This window comes from Arthrobacter sp. 92 (assembly GCF_050260325.1).
Lineage (GTDB): Bacteria > Actinomycetota > Actinomycetes > Actinomycetales > Micrococcaceae > Arthrobacter.
Map to the genome: position 1 here is coordinate 930,874 of NZ_CP189863.1, position 24,444 is coordinate 955,317.

A 24,444-nucleotide genomic window follows, 5' to 3' on the forward strand; every position below is an offset into this window, starting at 1 on the left:
GGACTGGCCTGCTGCGGCAACGGAATCCGGTTACGCCTGAATAACTATTCCGTGCCACGCAAACCCGGGCCTGCCCATCGGAATGTCTGGTGGATACAGTGATTGCTGACCTCCAATTGAACCAACTGTTTAACCTGTATTCACGGCGCACATGGACGTGGGCCGTACGGAAGCTAGCTGAGAGTGTGGACACTATGGCATTGGGAACCGTGAAGTGGTTCAACGCCGAAAAGGGCTACGGCTTCATCACCGTTGACGGCTCCGGGGACGACGTCTTCGTTCACTGGTCCGCGATTGAGGGCGAGGGCTACCGGGCGCTGGACGAAGGCCAGCGCGTGGAGCTTGAGGTGGGCGAGGGTGAAAAGGGTCCCCAGGCAGAAAACGTCCGGCCCGCCTGATGCTTGAACCCACGGCGCCAGGCGCTGAGAGCCGCGCCATGCACCGTCGGGGACGCCTGCGGGGCGCTCGTGCGGTGGCACTGGCCGCGGGAGCTGCCATCATCCTCGGCGGCTGCGGGGGCTCGGCCGGGAATGCCCGCCTGGACTCCGCGGACGCCAGCGGCGACGGCACCCTGCGGATCGGCCTGATCCTGGACAACACGGGGAAACAGGGCTTCCTCAACGCCTCGGAGCTGGCCGCTGCCAAACTGGCAGTTCAGGAGATCAATTCGGCCGGCGGCCACAAGGGCAAACCCGTGGAGCTGCTGCCGGAGAAGACCGGTGAGGATACGGCTGCCCAAGCCAAGGCGCTGGTGGATGCCAAGGCGGACGTGGTGGTCGGCCCCACTGATTCGAGCCGGGCCGCGGCTGCTATCGACGTACTCGCCAGGGCCAAGGTGGCCGTGATTTCGCCCGCCAATTCCGCGCTTGGCCTGAGCAAGTACAAGAGCGGCGGATACTACTTCCGTACCGCCTCGGCCGACGTCGCCCAGGCAGCGGTCCTGGTCAAGTTGGCCAAGGACGCGGGCGCCAAGAACCTGGCCATCGTCCATGAAGCAGGAAGCTACGGCACGGACGTTTCCGCAGCGGTGAAGACCGCCGCCCAGCAGTCCGGCCTGGCGCCGGTGACGGACGCCGAGTTCCCGGCCGGTGATGCGCGGCAGGCGGCGGGGACCGCAAAGGCGTCGGCTCCCGACGCCGTCGTTCTGGTGGCGCGGGAGGGTGCTCAAGGCGCCATTGCCGAGCTCAATAACGCCGGCCTGGCAGGGAAGAAGCTGATCCTCAGCGACGGCGCCATGAGCCAGTACGGCTCGGCACTGGGTTCCAAGGCGCTTGACGGCGCACGGGGGATCCTGCCCGGCATCTTCCCCTCCGCGGAATTCCAGGCCGGGCTCGTGTCGGTCGATCCGGGCCTCAAGGATATGACCTTCGCCGCTGAGACATATGACGCCGTGAACCTCGCCGCCCTCGCTGCGGCTGTGGCGGAGGACGACGCCGGAACCTCCATCGCGTCGAAGCTGGTTGCCGTCTCCGGGGGATCGCCGCCATCCGCCGCCGGCCACCAGCCAGCCGAAGCGGCTGTGCCGTGCAAAAGCTACAAGGAGTGCGTGGACGTCGCCAAGTCCGGCAAGGCGCCCGACTACGACGGCCAGTCCGGGCGCATCGGCTTCGATGCGAACGGCGATGTTACCGCCGCAAACTATATGGTTTACCTCTACGGAGCGGACAACACGGCCAAGATGGCCGGCACCGAAACCGCAGCCCGCTCGGGCAGCTGATCGCTCGTAGCGTATTGGACGCGCGGGGAGGCCCTTTCGTGCGGTCACTGCTTGCACTCTCCCCGGGGGAGTGCTAATTATTGACTTAGCACTCCCACGGACTGACTGCTAATGCACCGGCCGGTTCGGCCGGTTCCGCACCAAGCAAACAGGACAGGGAGCGAAAGAAATACCTGGCTGGGGTGAGATCCCATCCGGCGGCATACAGAGGCCACCGGTGAAGGATCGTCCGTCGCGGGCACCGCAGCGAAGGTTCATTCTTAACGACTGTCCCGAAAGGACTACTGCCGTTATGGCCAAGATCATTGCATTTGATGAAGAGGCACGCCGCGGTCTCGAGCGGGGCCTGAACATCCTCGCCGACGCCGTCAAGGTCACCCTCGGCCCGCGTGGACGCAACGTCGTCCTCGAAAAGAAGTGGGGCGCCCCCACGATCACCAACGATGGTGTTTCCATCGCCAAGGAGATCGAGCTGGACGATCCTTACGAAAAGATCGGCGCCGAGCTGGTCAAGGAAGTTGCCAAGAAGACGGACGACGTCGCCGGCGACGGGACCACCACGGCAACCGTGCTGGCACAGGCCCTGGTCAAGGAAGGCCTGCGCAACGTCGCGGCCGGCGCTGACCCGCTGTCCCTCAAGCGCGGCATCGAGAAGGCCGTGGAAGCCGTCACGCGCGAGCTCCTCGCCTCCGCCAAGGAAATCGAAACCAAGGAAGAGATCGCCGCAACCGCTTCGATCTCCGCCGGTGACGACGAAATCGGTGCACTGATTGCAGAAGCGCTGGACAAGGTGGGCAAGGAAGGTGTTATCACCGTCGAGGAGTCCAACACCTTTGGCCTCGAGCTTGAACTCACCGAAGGCATGCGCTTCGACAAGGGTTACATCTCCGCTTACTTCGTCACCGACGCCGAGCGCCAGGAGACGGTCCTTGAGGACCCGTACATCCTGATCGTCAACTCCAAGATCTCCAACGTCAAGGAACTGGTTGCTGTCCTGGAAAAGGTCATGCAGTCCAACAAGCCGCTGCTGATCATTGCCGAAGACATCGAGGGCGAGGCCCTGGCCACCCTGATCGTCAACAAGATCCGCGGCACTTTCAAGTCCGTTGCCGTCAAGGCTCCGGGCTTCGGGGACCGCCGCAAGGCGCAGCTGGCCGACATTGCCATCCTTACCGGTGGCCAGGTCATCTCCGAGGAAGTCGGACTCAAGCTCGAGAACGCCGGACTCGAACTCCTCGGCCACGCCCGCAAGGTTGTTGTGACCAAGGACGAGACCACCATCGTCGAGGGTGCAGGCGACGCTGACCAGATCGCCGGCCGCGTTTCCCAGATCCGCGCCGAGATCGAAAACTCCGACTCCGACTACGACCGCGAGAAGCTGCAGGAGCGCCTGGCCAAGCTGGCCGGCGGCGTTGCAGTCATCAAGGCCGGTGCCGCGACCGAAGTTGAGCTCAAGGAACGCAAGCACCGCATTGAGGACGCAGTCCGCAACGCCAAGGCTGCTGTTGAAGAGGGCATCGTCGCCGGCGGTGGCGTTGCCCTGATTCAGGCAGGTGCCAAGGCGTTCGCCAACCTGCAGCTCTCCGGCGACGAAGCAACGGGCGCGAACATTGTCCGCGTTGCCATCGATGCCCCGCTGAAGCAGATTGCTTTCAACGCCGGCATGGAGCCTGGTGTTGTTGTGGACAAGGTTCGCGGCCTGCCCGCAGGCCACGGCCTCAATGCAGCAACCGGCGAGTACGTCGACCTGCTTGCAGCCGGCATCAACGACCCCGTAAAGGTGACCCGCTCTGCCCTGCAGAACGCGGCTTCCATCGCGGGCCTCTTCCTGACCACCGAGGCCGTTGTGGCCGACAAGCCGGAGAAGAACGCTCCGGCCATGGGTGGCGGCGAAGACATGGGCGGCATGGGCGGTTTCTAACCTCCCGGCCCCCGAGCCACTGTACGACGGCGGTTCCACTTTCGGGTGGGGCCGCCGTCGTCTTTAACGATGCTGCTGCTATCGCTAATGGTTTCCGGTGGGCATCCCTTCTCCGTTGGGCGCCGGGTGACTTCCCGGTCTGGCAGGATAGTGAAGTGACGATTACTGCAGCAGCCGACGGTTCGGCTTTAGGAAATCCCGGCCCTGCCGGGTGGGCCTGGTATGTGAACGATGACTGCTGGCGGGCCGGGGGCTGGCCGCACGGGACCAACAACCAGGGCGAATTGATGGCCGTGCTGGACCTGTTCCGAGCCACCTCACATCTCCCGGACGAGGACCTCCACATCCTGTGCGACAGCCAATACGTCATCAACTCCGTCACCAAATGGATGCCGGGCTGGAAACGTAAGGGATGGCGCAAGTCCGATGGCAAGCCGGTCCTGAACGTGGACATTCTGAAGGACATCGATAAGGAACTCAAAGGCCGCAAGTACACCTTTGAATGGGTGCGCGGCCACGCCGGGCATGACCTCAACGAAGCAGCGGACGACCGGGCCCGGGCGGCCGCAACGGCGTACCAGCAGGGCGTGGCCGTGAGGTCGGGCCCTGGATTCACGGCAGGCGCCGTTGCCGCGACAGCATCGGCCCCCGCGGCCTCTGTAGCCCCGGCTGGTGCCCGCCGCCCCGCCGAGGAAGCGGCTGGCCATGGCGTGCAGCAGAGGAGCGGTCAGCAGGAGCTTTTTGCTGACGGCCGCTATAGCGAGCCCGACCTCTTTAGCGAACTGGATACCGAACTGTTCGCTGCGGCAACCGCCGGCGAAGCCAGCCCCGAGGAAATCGTCGTAGGACTCGAACGGGAACTGCTCCGCCCGGACGTCCGGGCGGACATTGGCCGTACCGGCGTGCTGCTTCACCCGGAATTTACCGAGATCGGCAGTTCCGGACGGATGTGGAACCGTGACGCGGTGATGATGGCACTTGAGGAGAACCCGGCCCCGGCCACCGAGATCGAGGTGCTGGGAACGGACCGCATCGGAACCGGCGCGGTGCTGCTGACGTACCGCACCCAGGGGTACAAGGGCGCTGACCTGCGCAGTTCCCTGTGGGTCCTGGATGGCGCGCAGTGGCGGCTCCGCTTCCATCAGGGGACACCGGAGGCCTAGGATGCCACAAGCTCCCTGCGCGAGGTGTAAGGGCTAGCTGAAGCGCTGGGTGTTGCCCTGCTCGGTCTGGGCGTAGCTGGCCGCTGCGGAGTTCAGGGCCAGATTGATGGACGCCAGCGAGGCTTCGACCTTGCCCTGAGTGAGCGTCCATTCCGTGACGAGGGCCTGGAAGTTGGTGGCGGCGGAGCCCCGCCACGTTCCCTGAAGCTCGTCCAAGCCGCGCTTCATAGCCTGGACGTCCGCGCTGATTCGGTCCACTGTGGCCTGGACATTGGCTGACTTGAGCTGCAGGAGCTCTGGGTCAACGGAGATGATGCTCATGGTTTTTCCTCTCGACGTCGGGGAGATTCGGCTGGGCGGCTCCATGATGCGGGCCGCTGCGTCGAGCCTAAGGGGCGGAGAGAAAAGCGCGCCACGATGGAGGACTATATGTGGATAACGTCGCTGCGCTGTTGGGCGTTTTCGTCCTGGAACGGAAGGCTGACCACCATGGTGGCCCCGCCTCCCGCGGTTTTCTCCACCCGGACACTGCCGGCGTGCGAACCCACAATGGCGGCCACGATGGCCAGGCCAAGGCCGCTTCCGCCGGTTTCCCGGGTCCGGGACGTGTCGGCACGGTAGAAGCGCTCAAAGATCCGGGGAGCCTCTTCGTCCGGGATACCGGAGCCGTGGTCGCGGACTTCAATAACGGACCTCCGCTGACCGTCCTCCCCGGCACGCGTACCCACGGCAAGCTCGATGGGAGTTCCCTCCGGTGTGTAGCGCAGAGCATTTCCCACCAGGTTCCCCAGCACCTGCCGGAGCTTGGCTTCATCTCCGAGAACTGGAGCAGCAGCGGGGGCCCCGCCGTCGAGTCCTGTCAGGGAAATAACCCGGCCCCGGGCGCTGGCCTGCGTGTCCACCACGGCATCATTGGCGAGGAGCAGCAGATCCACGGGCTTCTGTTGCAGCGGGCGCTGCTCATCAAGCCGCGCCAGGAGCAGGAGGTCTTCGACCATGGAGCCCATCCGCTTGGCTTCGCTTTCGATCCGGCCCATGGCTGTTGCAACATCCTCCTCCGTGCTGAGGGCGCCATGGCGGTACAGTTCCGAGAAACCACGGATGGTCACAAGAGGGGTCCGAAGCTCATGCGAGGCATCGGCAGCGAAACGGCGCATCCGCTCTTCTGATGCCATCCGTGCGGCGAAAGCCGACTCGATGTGGGACAACATGGCGTTGAGGGAGCTGCCCAGGCGGCCCACCTCGGTGCCGGGATTTTCCACGTCCACTCGCCTGGAGAGATCTCCGGCGGCGATGGCGGCTGCGGTCTTCTCCACCCTTGCCAGCGGCCGGAACGACCGTGAGACGGTCCACGTGGCGATGAAGAAGGCCAGGACCAGCGTCAACAGCCCCACGCCTACCACCACCAGGGCTGCGTGCTCCATCACCGAGTCCACGGGGGACAACGGCAACCCGATGATCACCACCGCGCTGCGCTGGCCGTCCACGACGTTCAATGCAACGACGCGCCAATTACGGCCGTCAGTGCCACGGACCTGGAACGGCGCCTGCTCGCGGTCCCTGGCGTCAGTGGCGGAAAAGCTGCTGATGTTCGGGTGGGAGTCCTTGTTTCCGCCGAAGACCACGGGGGGCAGCCCGGGGGTGATCAGCATCAGCGAATAGTCGGTGGGGACGCTGGGATTCTGGTCCTGGAGCTGGCTGAAGGACTGTTGCTGGCGAACGGAGGTGACGGCGGCCGTGAGCTTGTCGTCCACCTGGCCTTGAAGGTAGCTGTGAAGCAGGGTCAGAGTGCCGGTGCCGGTGACGGTGAGGGCCACCAGCATCAGCGCCATCATGATGGCGACCAGCTGGGACCGCAGCGACGCTGCCTTCCAACGCTGCAGCAACGTTAGCGCTTCTCGGCCGTCCGCAGGACGTAGCCGACTCCGCGTTTGGTCTGGATGAGAGCCGGAGCATCCGGATCGATGTCCACTTTACGCCGGAGGTAGGAGATGTAGGACTCCACGATCGAGGCGTCGCCATTGAAATCGTATTCCCAGACGTGGTCCAAAATCTGGGACTTGGACAGGACCCGGTTCGGGTTGAGCATGAGGTAGCGCAGCAGCTTGAATTCCGTGGGCGAGAGCTCAATGACCGTTCCGCCACGGCGCACTTCGTGGGCGTCGTCGTCGAGCTCCAGATCATCCACCCGGATCACTGCGTCGTCATCCATCATGGGCTGCGTGCGGCGCAGAACGGCACGGATCCTGGCCACCACCTCATCCAGGCTGAACGGTTTGGTGACATAGTCGTCTCCGCCCACGGTCAGGCCGGTCACTTTGTCTTCGGTGTCGTCCTTGGCCGTGAGGAACAGCACGGGGAACCGCTTGCCGGAAGCGCGGAGCCGCCGGGTCACGGTGAAGCCGTCCATATCGGGCAGCATAACGTCCAGGACCGCGAGGTCCGGTGCATGGAGCTCGGCCGCGGCAAGAGCTTCACGCCCGCTGCCGGCAGAGACAACTTCGAAGCCGGCAAACCGAAGAGAGGTGGAGAGCAGCTCACGGATGTTCGGTTCATCATCCACGACGAGGAGCTTGGCTTCAGGGCCGTTCTTTTTCATAACTCCCATGATGCTCCCAGAATCTGGAAGTTTTCTGGGCGTTTGATGTGTGTCCGATGAATTGCCTGCATCGCGGCGACGCTACGGAGCGGAAGGGTTTCTTCCAACGTCCTTCGCATCCATGATCCGGTACGCGTAGCCCTGTTCGGCCAGGAACCGCTGGCGCTTCGCCGCGAAGTCCTGATCCAGGGTGTCCCGTGCAACGAGCGAATAGAAACGGGCGGCCCGGCCGTCCTGCTTGGGGCGCAGGAGGCGGCCCAACCGCTGGGCCTCCTCCTGCCGGGACCCGAACGAACCCGACACTTGGATGGCCACCGACGCCTCAGGGAGATCGATGGAAAAGTTCGCCACCTTGGAGACCACCAGGGTTTGGACTTCGCCCGCTCGGAAGGCGTTGAACAGCCTTTGACGTTCCTTGACCGAAGTGTTGCCCTTAATGACGGGTGCCTGGAGCCTCTCGCCAATCTCGTCGAGCTGGTCGATGTATTGTCCGATGACCAGGAGCTGCTCGCCCCGGTGCTGTTCCACGAGCTGTTCCACCAAGAGCGTTTTGGTTTCCGAGGTTGAACACAACCGGTACTTGTCCGCGTCCTCCGCCATCGCATAGGCCACCCTCTCATCGCGAGGAAGGTCCACCCGGACCTCCACGCAGTCCGCGGGGGCAATGTAACCCTGAGCCTCGATGTCCTTCCAGGGCGCGTCATATCTCTTGGGGCCGATCAGGCTGAACACTTCGCCTTCGCGGCCGTCCTCACGCACCAGCGTCGCGGTCAGACCGAGCCGCCGCCGCGCCTGGAGGTCCGCCGTCATCCGAAAAATCGGAGCCGGCAGGAGATGGACTTCGTCATAGATGATCAGACCCCAGTCGTGGCCGTCCACGAGTTCCAGATGCGGATAGAGCCCGCCACGCTTGGTGGTCAGGACCTGATACGTGGCGATGGTGACAGGCCTGACCTCCTTTACCGCACCGGAGTACTCACCGATTTCTTCCGCGGTGAGGGACGTCCTCTTGATCAGTTCGTCCTTCCACTGCCGGGCAGAAACCGTGTTGGTCACGAGGATGAGGGCGGTGGTGGAACTCGTCGCCATCGCCGCGGCACCTACAAGGGTCTTGCCCGCACCGCAGGGAAGCACAACCACCCCGCTGCCGCCGGCCCAGAAGTTCTCCGTGGCCAGCTTCTGGTACGGGCGGAGTTTCCAGCCGGTTTCGTTCAGCATGATGGGGTGCGGAGTTCCGTCAACGTAGCCGGCGAGGTCCTCAGCCGGCCAGCCGATCTTGAGCAGCAGCTGCTTCAACTGGCCCCGCTGGGAGGAATGCACCACGACGGTCTCGGCATCAATGCGTGGGCCCAGCAAGGGTTGAATTTTCTTCGCGCGGCTGACTTCCTCAAGCACGGGGTAGTCATTGGTGCGCATCACCAGTCCGTGCTGTGGATCCTTCTCCAGCCGCAGCCGGCCGTACCTGGACATCGTTTCCTCGATGTCGATCAGCAGCGAGTGGGGCACAGGGAATCGGGAATACTTCAGCAGTGTGTCCAAGACGCGCTCAGCATCCAGGCCTGCCGCGCGGGCATTCCAGAGCCCCAGCGGGGTGAGACGGTAACTGTGCACGTGTTCGGGTGCGCGTTCGAGCTCGGCGAATGCGGCGATGGCGTGCCGTGCCTCGGTGGCCTGCTCATGGTCTACCTCAAGCAGGATGGTTTTGTCGCTTTGGACAATCAGGGGGCCATCGGTCACGGTGTCCGCGCCTTCAGGGGGCGTTCCCGGGTCATGCTCATCACTGACGTAATTCCTCTGCCGCCTCAATGTCGATAATCCGGTGGAGGGAGACCACCCGTTCGATGTCCCGGGTGGGGTCAAAAACCCTGACCCGGCCACCACTGACAGATACCGGAACAACAGTCTCCCGGCTGGAATTCCCTTCGCCGTCCACCACGTTCATGGTGACAGCCTGTTTGAGCCTGATGGCTTTCTGCAGCGTCTCCAGCCCGATCTGGGTGGCCTCCTCACCCGTGCCGGACTCAGCGCTGTGGTGTTCCCGGGCGCTCCCGCGAGCAGGCTTGCCACTGCGGAGCACCGCAAGCTGCGCTTCGATGTCGGCCTCCGCCGGGGCGGTGCGAGGTGCGCTGTAAACCGGACGGCCGCTGCCGCTGCCGGCGACGGCGGTGCCGCGGCGCAGCCGGACCACCGCGGACTCCGCTTCCTCCAAGGCGGGCGAGAGGCCCAGGCTCCGGAGCACCTGCGCTGTTTCCCTGGGCGCAGTGTGCGAGACCAGGACCGTAGGCGCAATCCTGATCAACCCCAGGACTGATGCGTTGGCCTCGTGCATGAGTTCGAGAAGGGCGGCCTCATCATCACTCTGGATGAAACTGGAGGCCGGGCCCACCCGAAGCCGGCCATGCCGGGATGCGGTGTCCTCCACGAGATACTCCAGCGGCTGGGGGACAGGCGTGGCCGAGTGCTCCCTGAGGAAGCCCAGGAGCGTGGCCGCGTCCTGGCCGGCGTCGAGCGCCCGGCGCACGGAGGCGACCGAAAAGCGGTAGATGGTGGCGGGTCCCTGGCCCTCGGCGTCGGCCATCATCTGGAGCTTCTCGCTCAGTCCCGGGGCCAGGTAGCCCGGTGCCACCGCGGTCAGGTCGGCCTGGAGGAGCACGTGGTTCAACTCGGCAGGGAGGTGTTCGCCGAGGATATCCAAGGCATCCTCGGGCCGCTCAGCAGCGATCGCGGCACCCAGCTGGCTCAGGGCCCCCGAGCCGATCAGGCCAAGCATTTCGGCCTCGGACAGGACTCCGCGGATCAAGGAGCTGAATCGCCTGGCCATTCTGGGCTGGATCCATTCGGCGCGCTGCAGCACCGCAGCCGCGTCCAGCACGGGCGCCTGTCCGTCCGCTGCCGATGCCTCATCCGTAAGCTCCTTGAGGATTTCAAGAATTCTTTTCCTGACCACAGGTGCGTCCGGGCGCTGAGCTTCCGCGGACAAGGCGTTGATGGTATTGCCGGCGGCCGCTCGATGGGGAGCGGCGACGGCACCCGGAGCGGTGACGGGTTGCCCCACCAGTGAGGGGGCACGCTCACTGGCCAGCCAGGCGTTGACCAGCCACAGCCACTGTTCCTGCCGGGGGAGCGTCAGCCACTCCAGCTGGGCCGGCTGGACCCAGGCGGAGCTGTCAACGTCCAGCCGGATGAGCCCCGCCAAGGCGCACAGTTCCACCATCAGGCCGGCATTGTGCAGGTCAATCCGGAGGGCGTCGGCCAGGCGTTTCATCTCCCGGACACCAACCCCTCCGCTGCGCAAGGTGGTGAGCGGTTGCTCGCGGACAAAATGCAACAGCTCACCGGCCAGGCGCAGGGTCTCGGCAATGGCACCGAGCGCCGCATTCCTCCGCAGCGCAGCCGTGGTGTGGCCCAGCTTGGGCACCGGGGGAGAAAGGGTGAAGTCCTCGATCACGTGACCGCCGCGAAGGGAAATGCCGACGCTGTGTGGAAGCTCCACGTGGGCGGCGTCCAGGGGGACCAGGAGTCCCCTGGCCAGAAGCCAGTCAACGGGCCCGACGTCGGGACCCTCGTTGAGGACGGAGGCCCGCCTTTGCGCCTGGGGAACGGCGCCCATGGCCCAATTGCCGAACCTGGCGAGGAGCGCCGTCGTGCGTTCCGGCGCAGTGGACAGGATCGACTGCAGCGCAGCGGGCGTCGACGTCCAGTGTTGCAGCGACAAGGCCGCCTCCATTGGAGTGGTGGCAGGGTGGATGGAGACGCCGCTGTGGTGAAGCTCCGACACCAGTTGCACCACGCGTTGGGCGAACGCGGGCTGCAGGCGCACGAGTTCCGTGTAGCTGCGGCCCAGTCCCGCGGGGTAGATGCCGACTACATCACGGAGACTCCCCACCGGAAGGTAGTACCGTTGCCTTGCCCCCGGAGGCTCCACGACGCCGTGCGGGGGATCGGCCCGGTGGATCAGGGCCAGCTCCTCGAGTGAGTGGAGCAGCCGTTCGATGGAGGCCAAGGATGCGCCGCAGATCAATTTCTTGAGCACCGCGGCACAGGCGCTGTGGGCGGTGTCCGTATTGGTGCACAGGTGCAGCGTTTCCAAAACCTGCATCTGTGGCCGGTTCAGCCGCTCTAGGGCGCGTTGAACGCTGACCCGTGAACTCGCCCGCGCCGCCAGGGCGGCAAAATCCGGAACGCCGGGGGAAATCAGGTCCGGCCGCGCGGCGAACAGGGCCCGCAACGACTTGTCGCTGCGTGCCTCCAGCTCTTTGCTCAGCGCGCGGATAAGGGACATCAGTCCAACGTTACCGCCCGCTGGGCTTTCCTGCCCGGCGTCTGGCCGCAACGCCATCGAGCACCATCAATACCATGAGCAGGAAAGCCAGTGGCAAACCGTACAAGGCAACCCAGGTGACCCACACCGGAGCGGCTCCGCCGGAGAAGGCTATGGCCATGACGCCGCCCACAGCGGCGAGGGAAAGGAGGGCGATGACCGCCGCGACCATCAACAGCGGCCGCCGGTAGCGGGAAGGTGTCATGGGAGTAACGCTAACAGTGCGGCGATGGCCGCGCTTCAAAGCAGGAAACGGGGCCCGGGCAGGATAACCTTGAAGTTACAGACCAACATGGTCCGGGCAGTCATACTCTGAACCCGCATATCGATGCGGACGCGGTGACGGCCGGCTGTGTCTCAGCAAGTTCACGACGAAGAAGGTTGATTACGTGCCTACCGGCAAGGTCAAGTGGTATGACAAGGAAAAGGGTTTCGGATTCCTCGCAGGCGAGGACGGGCAGGAAGTATTCCTGCCGAAGTCAGCCCTCCCCGAAGGCGTAACCGAGCTCAAGGCCGGCACTCGGGTGGAGTTCGGCGTGGCCGATGGCCGCAAGGGTGCCCAGGCGCTGGGCCTCCGGGTCCTTGATAAAATGCCGTCCATCGCCAAGGCAAAGCGGGCCAACCCCAAGGACCTGGCACCCCTCGTGCAGGATCTGGTGACTGTGCTGGACAACCTCTCAGGGACGCTCTCCGCTGGAAAGTACCCCGAAGGCAACAAGAGCAAGGCCATTGCCGTGGCCCTGCGTAAGGTCGCCGACGAGCTGGACGCCTAGGCAGCCCCATGACTCCGCAACCTGATCAGCGCGAGCCCAAACCTGCGGCCAAGCCACGGGCCGGCGTTCCGGTGTGGCGCACCGGCAAACCCGACGCAGTCCTCGCCGCGGCCGTGGACGTTGCCCGAGAAGCGGTGCAGGGCATAGCGCCGGCCGAGCAGATTGGACGGCATCTCGGAGCCAAATCCGAAGGGGACCGCCTGGTGACGCATCTGTTTGAGTCCAAACTGGCCGGGTACCAGGGATGGCAGTGGTATGCAGTGCTGACCCGCAACTCGCGGTCCAAGCTCATCACGGTCAACGAGCTTGGCCTGCTGCCTTCCGAGGATTCCATCCTTGCGCCTGAGTGGGTTCCGTGGGCGGAACGCGTCCGCCCGGAGGACGCCCAGGACGAGGAATTCGGCGAGAGCCGGGCCGGCGAAAGTGCCGCAGCGCGTGACGCAACGGCGGCGGACGGCGACAATGCGGACTCGGGCGCTGCTGAAGAAGGTGCTGCTGAAGAAGGTGCCGCTGAAGTAAGTGCAGGGGAAGAAAGCGGGGTCGATGTGACCGCCGGCGATGAAGTTAACGGCGCCGCGGTGGAGCTCATCGCCGCAGCGGCGGCCGAGGCTCCCAGCCTTGAGTCCGGGAACGACGAGGAGCCAGACTCCGGGGCCTTGGACGGGCAGGCGCCGGACACCCACGGGCACCTGGACGATTCCGCCGGCGAGGCTGACTAGCAGTTGGTGCGGTTCGGGGATATGCACCATGGAGGCTGGATATGATGTCCACCTTCAAGTCCCTGCACATACTTAGCTACCGGATCTGGTTCGCCGGCGCCCTGGTCTCGAATATCGGCACCTGGATGCAGCGAACGGCGCAGGACTGGCTTGTCTTTGCCCACTTGACCGATCATGACGCCGGGGCCATGGGAATCACCATGGCCCTGCAGCTCGGACCCCAGCTTTTCCTCGCGCCGGTTGCCGGTTTGATAGCCGACCGCTTCAACCGCAAACGGCTCCTGGTGCTGACTCAGTCCTCCATGGCGCTGCTCAGTGCCGGACTGGGCATTCTTGTCATCTCAGGCGCCGGACAGCTGTGGCACGTTTATGCCTTCGCCCTGTTACTGGGCCTGGTTTCCGCGGTGGACGCCCCCGTGCGGCAAACGTTCGTGTCCGAGCTCGTCCGGGACGATTACCTCCCCAACGCCGTGGCACTGAACAGCGCATCGTTCAACGTGGCCCGCATGATCGGCCCGGCAGTGGCAGGCGTCCTCACCGTGGCGGTTGGACCGGGCTGGGTCTTTCTCATCAACACCCTCACGTTTGTGGCCCTGCTGGTAAGCCTGTGGCGTATCTCCGCTTCCTCCCTGCGGATCATGCCGCGTGCGGGCGCCGGCAAAGGCCGGATCAGGGAAGGGCTGCGCTATGTCCGCTTCCGGCCGGACATTGTGGTGGTGCTGGTGGCCGTCTTCATCGTTGGCACACTGGGACTGAACTTCGTGCTGTTCATCGCCGCCATGGTCGGCACCGAGTTCGGCCTGGACGCCAGCGCTTTTGGCCTGATGAACTCCATCATGGCCATCGGCTCGGTGGCGGGCGCCCTGCTATCGGCAGGTCGCAAGAAACCCCGGCTGCGGATCATCTTCGGGGCTGCCGGGGCGTTTGGGCTCACCTCAGGCCTGGCCGCGCTGGCACCCAGCTACTTCTGGTTCGGAGTGGCCCTGGTGCCGGTGGGCCTGTTTGCGATCACCATGATGACCAGTGCCAACGGCTACGTCCAAACCACCACGGACCCCGTCATGCGGGGCCGGGTGATGGCACTCTACATGGCCATTTTTATGGGTGGCACCCCCATCGGCGCCCCACTGGTCGGGTGGGTCGCCAACGTGGCCGGCCCTCGCTGGTCCATGGCCGTCGCGGCAGCCTCGGGGCTGATCGCCTCGGCGGTCGGCGTCCTGTGGATTGTCCGCGCCAAGGAACTGCGGATCACCTTCAACCGCCGTGCCCGCGGATTGCGGCAATTCCACCTCGTGTCCGGCCGCATAACCCGGAACGGCGCCGCCCCCGGCCGAGGCCCGGACGACGCCGTCGAAGGCGGAGGCGGAGGACCTACTTCTTGAGCTCGCCCACCACGTAGTCGATGCATTCCAGCAGCGAGGCAACGTCCTCGGGGTCGATGGCCACAAAGGTGGCAATCCGCAGCTGATTGCGGCCCAGCTTGCGGTACGGCTCGGTGTCAACAATTCCGTTGGACCGGAGCACCTTGGCGATGGCGGCGGCATCGATCGAGTCGTCGAAGTCGATGGTTGCGATGACATTTGAGCGGTCCTCGGCCTTGGCCACGAACGGAGTGGCGAACCCGGAGTCCTCGGCCCAGGAGTAGATCCGGCCTGCGGAGTCGGCAGTGCGTGCAGCCGCGAAATCGAGGCCGCCGTTGGCGTTGAGCCACTGGACCTGTGCATCCAGGGTCACCAGGGTTGCCAGCGCCGGGGTGTTGTACGTCTGGTTCAGGCGGGAGTTGTCGATAGCGGTCTGCAGGTCCAGGAAGTCCGGGATCCAGCGCCCGCTTGCCTTGATCCTGGCGGCGCGCTCCAGCGCCGCGGGGGAGAAGAGGCCCAGCCAGAGTCCGCCGTCGGACGCGAAGTTCTTTTGCGGAGCGAAGTAATAGACATCCGATTCCGCGACGTTCACGTCCAGGCCGCCGGCAGCCGAGGTCGCGTCAACCAGCACCAGAGACCCCTCGTCGGCACCCTCGACGCGCTTGACCGGAGCCGCAACGCCTGTGGAGGTTTCATTCTGGGGCCACGCGTACACGTCAACCCCCGCCTCGGCCCGAGCCGCCGGTCGGGTCCCGGGCTCGGACGTGATGATCGACGACGAGTCCAGGAACGGCGCCTTGTTGGTGGCCGAGGCAAATTTGGAACCGAACTCCCCGAAGGAAAGGTGCTGCGCCTTCTTCTCCACCAGACCGAAGCTGGCGATGTCCCAGAAAGCAGTGGAGCCGCCCACCCCGAGGATGACTTCATATCCTTCCGGGGCGCGGAAGAATTCGCTCAGTCCGTTACGGACTGAACCCACCAGGTTCTTCACTGGTGCCTGGCGGTGTGAGGTTCCGAGCAGGGTGGCCGATGCGGCCGAGAGTGCCTCGATCTGCTCGGGGCGGACCTTGGAAGGCCCGGCGCCGAATCGTCCGTCCTTGGGCAGGAGGTTGGCGGGGATAGTGATGCTGGTGTCGCTCACAGTGGCTCCAATTTTCGGCGTGGACGTGGGGAGGCCCGGCAGTAAGGGTGTCTGCAACGGAGACTTCCTTTTTATTCTGCCTGACGGCCGCATGGGGGCGGGAACGGCGGGCGTCATAGTCCAGTCATTGAGACGGCCCGCGGGGCCTTCACCGGGGGCCGGATAATTATCCGGAGTAATTCAAAATAGGCTAAGCTGTCCATGACGTACGGCGGCACGCGCCGGGCCTCCCCGGTGGCTGCCTTGGGCTCACGAACCGGATCGGATGATCAGCCCCGCACGCTGTACGGTGGGATTGACGCAAGGATTGTGCTCGAGGAGCTGAGCTGGATGACGGATCTGATCGACACCACGGAGATGTATCTTCGGACTATTTTGGAACTTGAGGAAGAAAACATCGTGGCCCTCCGAGCGCGGATTGCCGAAAGGCTGCGCCATTCCGGGCCCACCGTTTCGCAGACCGTTGGCCGGATGGAGCGTGACGGCCTGGTGGTCGTTTCCGGGGACAGGCACCTGGAACTCACTGAGGCCGGCCGGAAACGCGCCACGGAGGTCATGCGGAAGCATCGGCTCGCCGAGCGGCTGCTGGCAGATGTGATCGGTCTCGATTGGGCGTACGTTCATGATGAGGCATGCCGGTGGGAACACGTCATGAGTGAACGCGTGGAGCGGCGAATCTTCGAACTGCTCAACCATCCGACCGTTTCCCCCTACGGCAATCCCATCCCGGGCCTCGCCGCCCTCGGCGGTCAGCCTTCCGAACTGTTCACTGACGGTGTGATCAACCTGCTCGATGCCATGACCGGCTACGGATCCGATTCCCGCATCACGGTGAGACGCTTGGCGGAGCCGATCCAGGTGGAACCGGAGCTCTTGCTCCAGCTTGAAGAAGGTGGAATCCGCCCCGGAGCCAGGCTCTCCCTGGAGCGGGTGGGGGAGTACATCTCGGTGCGGGTGCCGGACATCGAAGGGGCGCTGGAATTGCCGCCGGAGGTTGCGGCGCACGTATTCGTCACCGTCAGCTAGGTCGGCACTCGTAGGACCACCCATAAGTTACTCACACCGGCGATAACGGAATTATTACCGTGTTGATTTATCCCCTATAGTTGGGGACTAGCGCCGATACTAAAGCGTTACCTGATCTGGAGCCGAGCTCTGCCAGCGGATCAGCGGCACGAATCACCTACTGGCAGAGGCGGGGGAACCACCAGCGGCCGCTATGTGCGGTCTTGGGGTGAAGTCCGTCAGTGCGCAAGTCCTCTCCGACGAAGGAATCCTTGGGATACCTCTGTGCTGGAACGGCTTGCGGGCCGCGGGCCGGGTCTGAAACTCTCTGACCCGAATCCGACAGCTAACTCCGCAGGCTATCCAGAGAGGAACATTCTTGACCACGCAGACCGTGAGGGGCCGACGCCGCGCGGCAGGTCCTGCCCCGGAGTACCCGGTGAGCGAGGCTCCCGCGGAACGGCCTCGTGACGCCCATCGTGATGCGCGCCGACGCCGGACTCTGTTTAGTCAAGTGACCGACTTCGCCGCCGCGAGCGGCGTCGGCCAGAAGGCCGGCATTGCCCTCGCCGCCGCGGGCCTGGTCCTGACCGTGGCCCTTCCGTCCACCGGTCCCATGTTGAGCGCCGCCGAGACGGGAAATTCCGCCGCGGCAGCTTCGGCCACAGCCCAGCCGGAAGTTTCAGCTGCCGCGGGGGCCAAGATCGATTTCAACCGCACTTCTGTTTCCACCAAAGGGGACCCGGACGGCAAGCTCAAGCAGCTCCTGAGCGCCCAGTCCGTCGGAACCATAACCCGAGCATCGTCGTCGGGGACCTTGGGGCCGCCCCTGGACCAAATGATTGCTTCCTCGCCCTTTGGCTTCCGGGTAAGCCCGATCACCGGCGGGGCCGGCGAATTCCACCGCGGTCAGGACTACGCCGCCCAGTGTGGAACGGCGGTTCATGCCGCCGCCAGCGGGACCGTCACGTTCGCGGGATGGCACCCCTATGGCGGTGGAAACCGCGTGGTGATCGACCATGGAAACGGCCTTGAGACGACGTACAACCACCTCTCCTCATCCTCTGTCCAGGTGGGCCAGAAGGTCTCCCGCGGCGACGTGATCGCACTGAGCGGGACCACCGGTGCATCCACCGGCTGCCACCTGCACTTCGAGGTGATGGTCAACGGAGACGTCGTTGACCCCCTCGGCTGGCTCTGAGCAAATCGATGGCTAACTCTCAAATTCCTGTGACACTCCGTGATCTGAATGTGACATTGCCGTCCAACTGCTGTACCGTTTGAAGCACGCCAACTTTTCCGAAGTTGGCGCTCTTGAGTGGATTGCCTAACTCTGCCACCGCTCAAGGTCCGTTCGCATGACATCGTCTGGCAGAGGCGGGGGAACCAATTTTGGTCTTCGCAAGAAGACCTTGGGGTTAAGTCGCAAAGCTTCCCAGGAAGCCGAGTGGCCGGGTGACTCCCATCCGAATCCGACAGCTCACCTCGTAGGCATTGGGAGAGGCTACCTTCGTGTCTTCACGCCACAATGCTGCGCGCCATCGCGCGCAAATGGTTCGTATGAACCCCTTGAGCTCGGTGTCCAAGGCTGTGACTGCTAACGCCGGGACCGTAGGTCGCCAGGCTGCCGTGATCGCAGCTGCATCCGGACTTATCCTCAGCGCTGGACTCCCGGCTAATGCCGCGGATGCCAACGTCGGGGTGTCAGCGTCCACAGAGTCCGGGTCACAGTCGGCTGAGCTTGCTGTTACGGCGGCTCCCACCGCGACTGTTTCCTTCGAGCGTCCGTCCGTGACCACGAAGGCGGCGCCCAAGGCTGAAACGCTTCGGGCACAGTCCACCGGATCGCAGACAGCCGATGCAGGCTCCACGGGGGCTGCCACACCGGGCAAGCTTTCCGATGCCGCTGCGTCGGCCGCCGCTTCCGGACTTGCTGCAATCGCCTACACCGGCATCGGCCACCCCTACGTCTGGGGCGGCACCACTCCCAACGGCTGGGACTGCTCAGGGTTCACCCAGTGGGTCTACGCCCAGGCCGGCATCAGCATCCCCCGCACCAATGCATGGAACGCCATGACGCCCACCGCCACCCCGGCGCCGGGCGACCTTGTCATGCAAAACGGCGGCGCCCACGTGGGGGTCTACGTCGGCAACGGCATGATGATCAGCGCGCTGAACCCCTCCGACGGCACCCTGCTGCTTCCGGTGTCCGCGACGGGCACGTCTTCGTACTACACCATGCGCTAAAGCACGCGCTACACCGCTCAACCGCGCGTGCTTTCCATGCTGCACGCGCACTTCGCTAAATCACCCATTCGGGCCGTTCCGGCTTACCCCCAAGATGCCGGAGCGTCCAAAAACCGCGGCCTGCCATCGCAGTCTGAGGAAAACGAAAGAGAGAAATAATGACTACTCGTGCGATCGCACGGCACCGCGCCGAGGCCACCAAGACCAACTCGCTTGCTGTCATTGCCAAGGCTGTCGGCGACAACGCCGGCGGCATGGGCCGTCAGGCAGCGGTTATCGCTGCTGCTTCCGGCCTTGTCCTGACCAGCGGAATCGCAGCCAACGCTGCAGACACCAACGTTCAGCGCGAAGCCACCTCGGCATCCACCCTGGAAGTCCAGTCGGCCGCTCCGGCTAACATCTCTGCTGCTTCCAGCATCGCCATCTCTTACGAGAAGCCGGCTGTCTCCACCTCCCCGGCACCCGCCGTCGAGGCTCCGAAGCCTGTTGTTGCGGTTCAGGAAGCACCCGCCCCCGCCGCGGCACCTGCCGTTGCAGCTACCGCAACCGTCGCCGCTCCGGAAGCCCCGAAGGCAACAGCAGCGGCCAGCGGACTCGGCGCCTCAATCGCCGCAGCCGCCTACGCTCAGCTTGGTGTTTCCCAGGATTGCACCGCCCTGGCCACCAACGCTCTGGCAGCCGTTGGAATTAACTACCACGGCTGGCCGGCCGGTTACCTGTCCCTGGGCCGCACGGTGAGCGCTGCTGAAGCACAGCCGGGCGACCTCGCCTACTACCAGAATGGCGGCATGGGCATGGCCCACATCGCTGTATACGTTGGCAACGGCATGGCCGTTCACGGCGGCTGGAACGGCGGAACCACCGCGCTGTACAGCGTCAACGTGGGCTCCGGCCCGGTCTTCATCCGCGTCGGCGGCTAAATACCCTGCAGCGATGCTGCCAGAAGGACCCCTGCACTTGCGGCAGGGGTCCTTCTTTGTGTGCCGGAGTGTCAGTTCCTTTCCACCGCGGGAGGGAACATTCAGGTGACACGGCGATGATTGAGCGGCCCGATTACGTGATATGGGTCTCCTATGTTTACTCTTGTGGTGTCGATCCATAGCCCGGACAAGCAGAGGGCAGCCGGCCCTCGAGCCCCTGACGGGTGCGGCCGTGAAGAGGTATGTGCATGCGCACTCTCGTTCTTAATGCTGGATATGAACCGCTGGCGGTAGTGACCTTCCGCCGGGCGCTGGTCCTTGTGCTCACCGGAAAAGCGAGCGTGGTGGCCGAAGGCGACGATCCTGTCGTCGGGCCGCAGGAGATTCTGGGCCGCCCGTCCGTGATTCTCCTAAACCGCTACATCCGGCCCCGCTATAACGCCGTCACGGCGGTCAGCCGGCGGGGCGTTCTTCGCCGCGACGGCCACCGCTGCGCTTACTGTGGCAAGGCCGCCCACACCATAGACCACGTTCAGCCCAAATCGCGCGGTGGCGCGGACTCGTGGGAGAACCTGGTTGCCGCATGCCTGCGCTGCAACAACGTCAAGGGCGACCACACGCCGGCCGAGATGGGCTGGAAGCTAAGGTTCGTGCCGGCCCCGCCGCATGGCACGATCTGGCAGATCAAGGAACTGGAAAAGCCCACTCCAGCGTGGGATCCGTTCCTCTTGCCGGAATCAGCGGCCTGACTTCAGCTGTGTGGCTTCGGGCCGCCGGACCGGATTCTGCGGACTGAGGCGCTCGGCAGGGCCGGTTGGACGTGGCCGGATGAATCGTGCCCTGCTTGTGCAGGGTTAGGCTGGCGGTGTGGAGTTTGATGCTGTGATCCTTGCGGGCGGCCGCTCGTCCCGCCTGGGCGGTGTGCCAAAAGCGCGTCTCGTTTATGAGGGTTCCACCCTCTTGCAGCGGTCGATTGTGGCCGCCCGTGGTGCACGGGCCATCGCCGTGGTGGGTCCGGATCCAGGAACTCTTCCACCGGGGGTTCTGAGCTGCCGTGAGGAGCCACCTTTTGCCGGCCCTGCCGCGGCCATCGCCGCCGGCCTGGCGGCCCTCGACCGAGGCCTGGGCGCTGAGCGCGCGGAGCTGACTTTGATCCTGGCGTGCGACATGCCGCGGGCGGAGTGCGCGGTACGTGCCCTCCGGAGCGCCCTCCTTGCAGCCGCTTCAGATGTTCGCGCCCCTGCGATCTCCGCCGACGGACCGGCCGGTGGAGACGTCCACCCTGAAACGGCGGCTACGGGCTTGCCAACCGGCTCGGACGGGGTCATCGCCGTGTCTGCAGACGGGCGGAAACAGCCGCTTGCGGGCTTTTATAGCACGCGCGTGCTAAGAGAATCCGCGGGTAAGCTGGAGCAGCGCGGCGCCCTAAGAGGAGGCTCTGTTTTCGCCTTGCTTGCTAGGCTTGACCTGCGGGCTGTCACCGTCCCCGCAGGCTCCACGGATGACGTGGACACGTGGGACGATGCCTCCGCACTCGGGGTGTCCGGGCAGGGTTCATGATTTGTGGAACTGTGCCGTGTCACCGCAGCTGGAATTGAACTTTGGAGGCCGCCGTGAAAACCCAGGATGAAACGCTGGAGGAGTGGTGCCGTGCGCTGCTTCAAGCCTTCGAACTCGAAGGCGTCGAGGTGGACATCAACGAGGTGCTCGCGCTGGCTGGGGTGGCAGCGCACGCAGTGGTTCGCCCGGCGGCTCCACTGACGACTTTTATTGCGGGATTCGCCGCAGGGATGGCATCGGGCTCCGGCCAGGTTCCGGATGCGGAGTCCATGCAGGCGGCCATGGGAGTGGCCAGGGCGCTGGTGCAGGACTATGCCGGCGTTCCGCAAACCCCCGAACCGGCGGACACGTCGCGTACCGGGGCCGCGGCGGAACCGTCCGTCGAGGGGAATCCCAGGACATGACCGCTGCAGCTCCGGACGGCAGCGGCGCTGCCAACGAAGCGGCAGCGCGGGCTGAACCCGAAGAGGACGAACCCGAACAGGACGAACTCGAAGACGCTGAACCCGAAGAGGGCAGCGTGGGCGCCGTTTCCGGCGCGCACACCCACCTCGCACATAGCTGGCAGGAGGCCAGGGCCGCCTCTTTCGAGTGCGCGACCCCGATCCCGGCCGGACAGGTCCCGCTCCGACTTGCGCTGGGGCGTATAGCCGCCGCCGACGTCACCGCACTGCAGGACATACCGCATTATGCGTCGTCCGCGATGGATGGCTGGGCTGTCAATGGCAGCGGGCCCTGGATCCTGGCCGAGCCCGGGCACCGGCTCGCCCCCCACCAAGCCAGCCCCATCGTGACCGGCGGCCTCATTCCGCCCGGCGCCAGGGCGGTGCTCCGGAGCGAGAGCGGCGTTATCGCCGCGGACGAGGAAGGATTGCCCCTCCTGGTGCTCGGCGGTGGCGCACGCCCCGGGGACCCCCGCAACGGGCAACATATCCGTAGGGCGGGTGAGGAAGCAGCCGCCGGGGACGTCTTGATCAGGAGCGGAACAAGGTTGAATCCCGCCCACCTGGCGCTGGCGGCGCTGGCGGGGCACGACACTGTCCTGGTTCAAGGGAAACCGGTGGTTCGGCTCCTTCTGACCGGATCGGAAGTGGTGGTCGATGGGCTTCCAGGGCCGGGAAAGGTCCGGGATACCTTCGGGCCGCAGCTCGCCGCCGTGGTGGAAATGCTTGGCGGAATCGACGCGGGGCAGGTGAAAATCGGGGACGATTACGAGGAATGGCTCGCTGCCCTGGAGGACGTCAACCTGGAAGACGTCAACCTGGAAGACGTGAACGCGGAAGAGGTCCTCCGGGAGGATACGGACCCCCAGGAGCGCAGCGTGGAGGAAGCCGTCGTGAAGCACGCCACGGTACCTGCCGACGTCGTCATCACCACCGGGGGGACGGGCCGATCCGGCACCGACCATCTGAGGCGTGCCGTGGAGGAGTTGGGTGGGCGGCTGATCATCGACGGGATCGCCATGCGTCCTGGACACCCGGCCGTCCTGGCCGAACTGCCGGACGGGCGTTTCATTCTGGGGCTCCCTGGCAATCCCCTCGCCGCCATGATGGCTCTCTGCACAATCGGTGCCCCGCTGTTGGCGGCGCTGGGCCACGGCAGCGTTCCGCCGGTGGGCGAAGTTCCCAGCGGCGCCATGCTCGAACCCGATCCGGGCCGGACCCGGCTGATGCCCTTCAGGCTTCTGTATGGCATGGCATCCCCGGCACAACACACCGGCCCCGGCATGATGCGCGGGCTCGCAGCGGCCGATGGCGTACTGGTGGTTCCTCCCCACGGTGTGCAGCTTGGGGAGATGGTGCCGGCCTTCGCCCTGCCTTGGGGTCCGCCGATTCCGGCACCGAGCCCACCGGCGGCCAAACCCAGAACTTCCGTTCGCAAGCCGGGGCGTAAGGCCGCCGGAAGCGACGGACCCGTGGACTGGAGCGCACTCCTTGGTTGACAGCCGCCCGCTGGTGCCCCGGCACACTGCTTGCAATGATTGTTCTATGACCAGTCCCGGCCCGGCATTTAGGAGGACATCGTGGCCCGAATGACACAACGCCGCAAGGTCCACAGGTTCGTCCTGGACGGTTCAGCCCAGGCCCTTGAGTTCCCGGTGAGGCACCGGGAGGACGTGCTGGCAGTTGAAGAACCCCTGGAAATACGGCTGGGGTCCCTTCCGTTCACGGTGACCATGCGGACGCCCGGTGATGATTTCGACCTTGTGGCCGGATTCCTGGTTTCGGAAGGCATTATCTGGGCCCCAGAACAACTGGTGTCACTGCGTTTCTGTGCCGGTGAGGACGAGAACGGAGTGCAGACCTTCAACGTGGTGGAAGCCCGGCTAAGGCCCGACGTCGAACTGCCGGAGCGGGGGCGCAATATCTTCACGTCAAGTTCCTGTGGAATCTGCGGCACCGATTCGATCGATGCCGTCCGGAAGTCATCGCATTTCAGCCCGGCAGCGGACCCTCTGACACTGCCTGTGGAGACCCTCGTCGGATTGCCCGACAAGCTGCGCGCTGCCCAGGCGGTTTTCGAAACCACCGGCGGGGTCCATGCAGCAGGACTGTTCCGGATTACGGAGGACGGTGACAGCGAGCTGCTCTGCGTGCGTGAAGACGTGGGACGCCACAATGCCGTGGACAAAGTCGTGGGCTGGGCCCTTCGCGAACGGCTTCTGCCGCTGACGGGCACGGTGCTCCAGGTGTCGGGCCGGGCATCCTTCGAACTCGTTCAAAAGGCCGCGCTCGCGGGGATCCCGGTGCTGGCAGCGGTCAGCGCACCGTCCAGCCTCGCCGTGGAGCTCGCGGAAGCAAGCGGCATGACACTGGCCGGCTTCAGCCGCGGCACAACCCTGAATGTCTACGCGGGGCGCCACAGGATCACGGCTCCGGCCGCCGTGCCGGGATAAGGAAAGTGCTTGGCTAATGCGGTTCGAGGAAGTAGATTTTATCCATCGAATGGACACGCCGATCCGCTCCCACGGTTGCGAATGAGCAGTTAACGAAGCGG

Annotated in this window: 22 protein-coding genes, 1 pseudogene and 2 riboswitches; of the genes and pseudogenes, 16 read left to right on the forward strand and 7 right to left on the reverse strand. The window is 64.9% G+C overall.

From position 1 onward, the window contains the following. Positions 1-194 precede the first annotated feature (194 nt). From ACP4XC_RS04335 to ACP4XC_RS04350, 4 genes are all read left to right on the forward strand, one after another. Positions 195-398, forward strand: coding sequence for a cold-shock protein (locus tag ACP4XC_RS04335; RefSeq protein ID WP_427173642.1), 204 nt, complete (start codon positions 195-197; stop codon positions 396-398). Continuing rightward, on the forward strand, positions 398-1,717 hold the full coding sequence (locus tag ACP4XC_RS04340) for an ABC transporter substrate-binding protein (RefSeq protein WP_427173643.1): 1,320 nt from the start codon (positions 398-400) through the stop codon (positions 1,715-1,717). The genes ACP4XC_RS04335 and ACP4XC_RS04340 overlap by 1 nt, the downstream gene beginning before the upstream one ends. Positions 1,718-2,009: 292 nt before the next feature. After that, positions 2,010-3,638 carry a chaperonin GroEL gene (groL, locus tag ACP4XC_RS04345; protein WP_427173644.1) on the forward strand — a complete coding sequence of 543 codons (1,629 nt, stop codon included), beginning with the start codon at positions 2,010-2,012 and terminating at the stop codon, positions 3,636-3,638. Positions 3,639-3,793: 155 nt separating this feature from the next. Further along, positions 3,794-4,801, forward strand: coding sequence for an RNase H family protein (locus ACP4XC_RS04350; RefSeq protein ID WP_427173645.1), 1,008 nt, complete (start codon positions 3,794-3,796; stop codon positions 4,799-4,801). 33 nt (positions 4,802-4,834) lie between these two features. Here the strand turns inward: ACP4XC_RS04350 and ACP4XC_RS04355 are convergent, their stop codons facing one another. From ACP4XC_RS04355 to ACP4XC_RS04380, 6 genes are all read right to left on the reverse strand, one after another. Then, complete coding sequence (locus ACP4XC_RS04355; protein ID WP_427173646.1) at positions 4,835-5,122, reverse strand: WXG100 family type VII secretion target; 288 nt, start codon at positions 5,120-5,122, stop codon at positions 4,835-4,837. Between the two features lie 104 nt (positions 5,123-5,226). Next, positions 5,227-6,687 carry a sensor histidine kinase gene (locus ACP4XC_RS04360; RefSeq protein ID WP_427173647.1) on the reverse strand — a complete coding sequence of 487 codons (1,461 nt, stop codon included), beginning with the start codon at positions 6,685-6,687 and terminating at the stop codon, positions 5,227-5,229. A 2-nt stretch (positions 6,688-6,689) separates the two neighbouring features. Beyond that, the gene (locus tag ACP4XC_RS04365; RefSeq protein ID WP_427175010.1) at positions 6,690-7,400 is read right to left on the reverse strand and encodes a response regulator transcription factor; all 711 of its coding nucleotides are present in this window, start codon (positions 7,398-7,400) and stop codon (positions 6,690-6,692) included. An 81-nt stretch (positions 7,401-7,481) separates the two neighbouring features. Then, on the reverse strand, positions 7,482-9,137 hold the full coding sequence (locus ACP4XC_RS04370) for a DNA repair helicase XPB (protein WP_427173648.1): 1,656 nt from the start codon (positions 9,135-9,137) through the stop codon (positions 7,482-7,484). Positions 9,138-9,177: 40 nt separating this feature from the next. Beyond that, positions 9,178-11,682: a helicase-associated domain-containing protein gene (locus ACP4XC_RS04375; RefSeq protein ID WP_427173649.1), complete on the reverse strand. Its 2,505-nt coding sequence runs from the start codon at positions 11,680-11,682 to the stop codon at positions 9,178-9,180. Positions 11,683-11,692: 10 nt separating this feature from the next. Then, complete coding sequence (locus ACP4XC_RS04380) at positions 11,693-11,926, reverse strand: hypothetical protein (RefSeq protein ID WP_427173650.1); 234 nt, start codon at positions 11,924-11,926, stop codon at positions 11,693-11,695. Between the two features lie 184 nt (positions 11,927-12,110). Between ACP4XC_RS04380 and ACP4XC_RS04385 the strand changes: the two genes are divergently transcribed. From ACP4XC_RS04385 to ACP4XC_RS04395, 3 genes and pseudogenes are all read left to right on the forward strand, one after another. Further along, on the forward strand, positions 12,111-12,494 hold the full coding sequence (locus ACP4XC_RS04385; protein WP_427173651.1) for a cold-shock protein: 384 nt from the start codon (positions 12,111-12,113) through the stop codon (positions 12,492-12,494). 8 nt (positions 12,495-12,502) lie between these two features. Then, positions 12,503-12,899, forward strand: a pseudogene (locus ACP4XC_RS04390) (DUF3027 domain-containing protein); the annotation flags it as partial. 358 nt (positions 12,900-13,257) lie between these two features. Beyond that, positions 13,258-14,595 carry an MFS transporter gene (locus tag ACP4XC_RS04395; RefSeq protein ID WP_427175011.1) on the forward strand — a complete coding sequence of 446 codons (1,338 nt, stop codon included), beginning with the start codon at positions 13,258-13,260 and terminating at the stop codon, positions 14,593-14,595. On the opposite strand, the gene serC is transcribed toward ACP4XC_RS04395, so the two are convergent. Next, positions 14,585-15,715: a phosphoserine transaminase gene (gene serC, locus ACP4XC_RS04400; protein WP_427173652.1), complete on the reverse strand. Its 1,131-nt coding sequence runs from the start codon at positions 15,713-15,715 to the stop codon at positions 14,585-14,587. The two genes, ACP4XC_RS04395 and serC, sit on opposite strands and share 11 nt — an antisense overlap. 330 nt (positions 15,716-16,045) lie before the next feature. Here serC and ACP4XC_RS04405 point away from each other — a divergent pair, with 330 nt between their 5' ends. From ACP4XC_RS04405 to fdhD, 9 genes are all read left to right on the forward strand, one after another. Next, a complete protein-coding gene (locus tag ACP4XC_RS04405; RefSeq protein ID WP_427175012.1) occupies positions 16,046-16,741 on the forward strand; it encodes a metal-dependent transcriptional regulator in 696 nt (231 codons plus the stop codon). A gap of 135 nt (positions 16,742-16,876) precedes the next feature. Next, positions 16,877-17,096: riboswitch (cyclic di-AMP (ydaO/yuaA leader) on the forward strand. A 3-nt stretch (positions 17,097-17,099) separates the two neighbouring features. Then, positions 17,100-17,921: a M23 family metallopeptidase gene (locus ACP4XC_RS04410; RefSeq protein WP_427173653.1), complete on the forward strand. Its 822-nt coding sequence runs from the start codon at positions 17,100-17,102 to the stop codon at positions 17,919-17,921. Between the two features lie 148 nt (positions 17,922-18,069). Beyond that, positions 18,070-18,228: riboswitch (cyclic di-AMP (ydaO/yuaA leader) on the forward strand. A 52-nt stretch (positions 18,229-18,280) separates the two neighbouring features. Further along, complete coding sequence (locus ACP4XC_RS04415) at positions 18,281-18,967, forward strand: C40 family peptidase (protein ID WP_427173654.1); 687 nt, start codon at positions 18,281-18,283, stop codon at positions 18,965-18,967. Between the two features lie 158 nt (positions 18,968-19,125). After that, positions 19,126-19,887, forward strand: a complete 762-nt coding sequence (locus tag ACP4XC_RS04420; protein ID WP_427173655.1) for an NlpC/P60 family protein — start codon at positions 19,126-19,128, stop codon at positions 19,885-19,887. A gap of 248 nt (positions 19,888-20,135) precedes the next feature. Then, entirely contained in the window at positions 20,136-20,636 is a 501-nt protein-coding gene (locus ACP4XC_RS04425; protein WP_427173656.1) for an HNH endonuclease, read from the forward strand. A 118-nt stretch (positions 20,637-20,754) separates the two neighbouring features. Continuing rightward, positions 20,755-21,447 (forward strand): molybdenum cofactor guanylyltransferase, encoded by a 693-nt coding sequence (mobA, locus tag ACP4XC_RS04430; protein WP_427173657.1) that lies wholly within the window; start codon positions 20,755-20,757, stop codon positions 21,445-21,447. Between the two features lie 53 nt (positions 21,448-21,500). Then, positions 21,501-21,851: a DUF6457 domain-containing protein gene (locus ACP4XC_RS04435; protein ID WP_427173658.1), complete on the forward strand. Its 351-nt coding sequence runs from the start codon at positions 21,501-21,503 to the stop codon at positions 21,849-21,851. Then, positions 21,848-23,389, forward strand: a complete 1,542-nt coding sequence (locus tag ACP4XC_RS04440) for a molybdopterin molybdotransferase MoeA (RefSeq protein ID WP_427173659.1) — start codon at positions 21,848-21,850, stop codon at positions 23,387-23,389. The genes ACP4XC_RS04435 and ACP4XC_RS04440 overlap by 4 nt, the downstream gene beginning before the upstream one ends. A gap of 81 nt (positions 23,390-23,470) precedes the next feature. Next, positions 23,471-24,343, forward strand: a complete 873-nt coding sequence (gene fdhD, locus ACP4XC_RS04445; protein WP_427173660.1) for a formate dehydrogenase accessory sulfurtransferase FdhD — start codon at positions 23,471-23,473, stop codon at positions 24,341-24,343. Positions 24,344-24,444 lie beyond the last annotated feature (101 nt).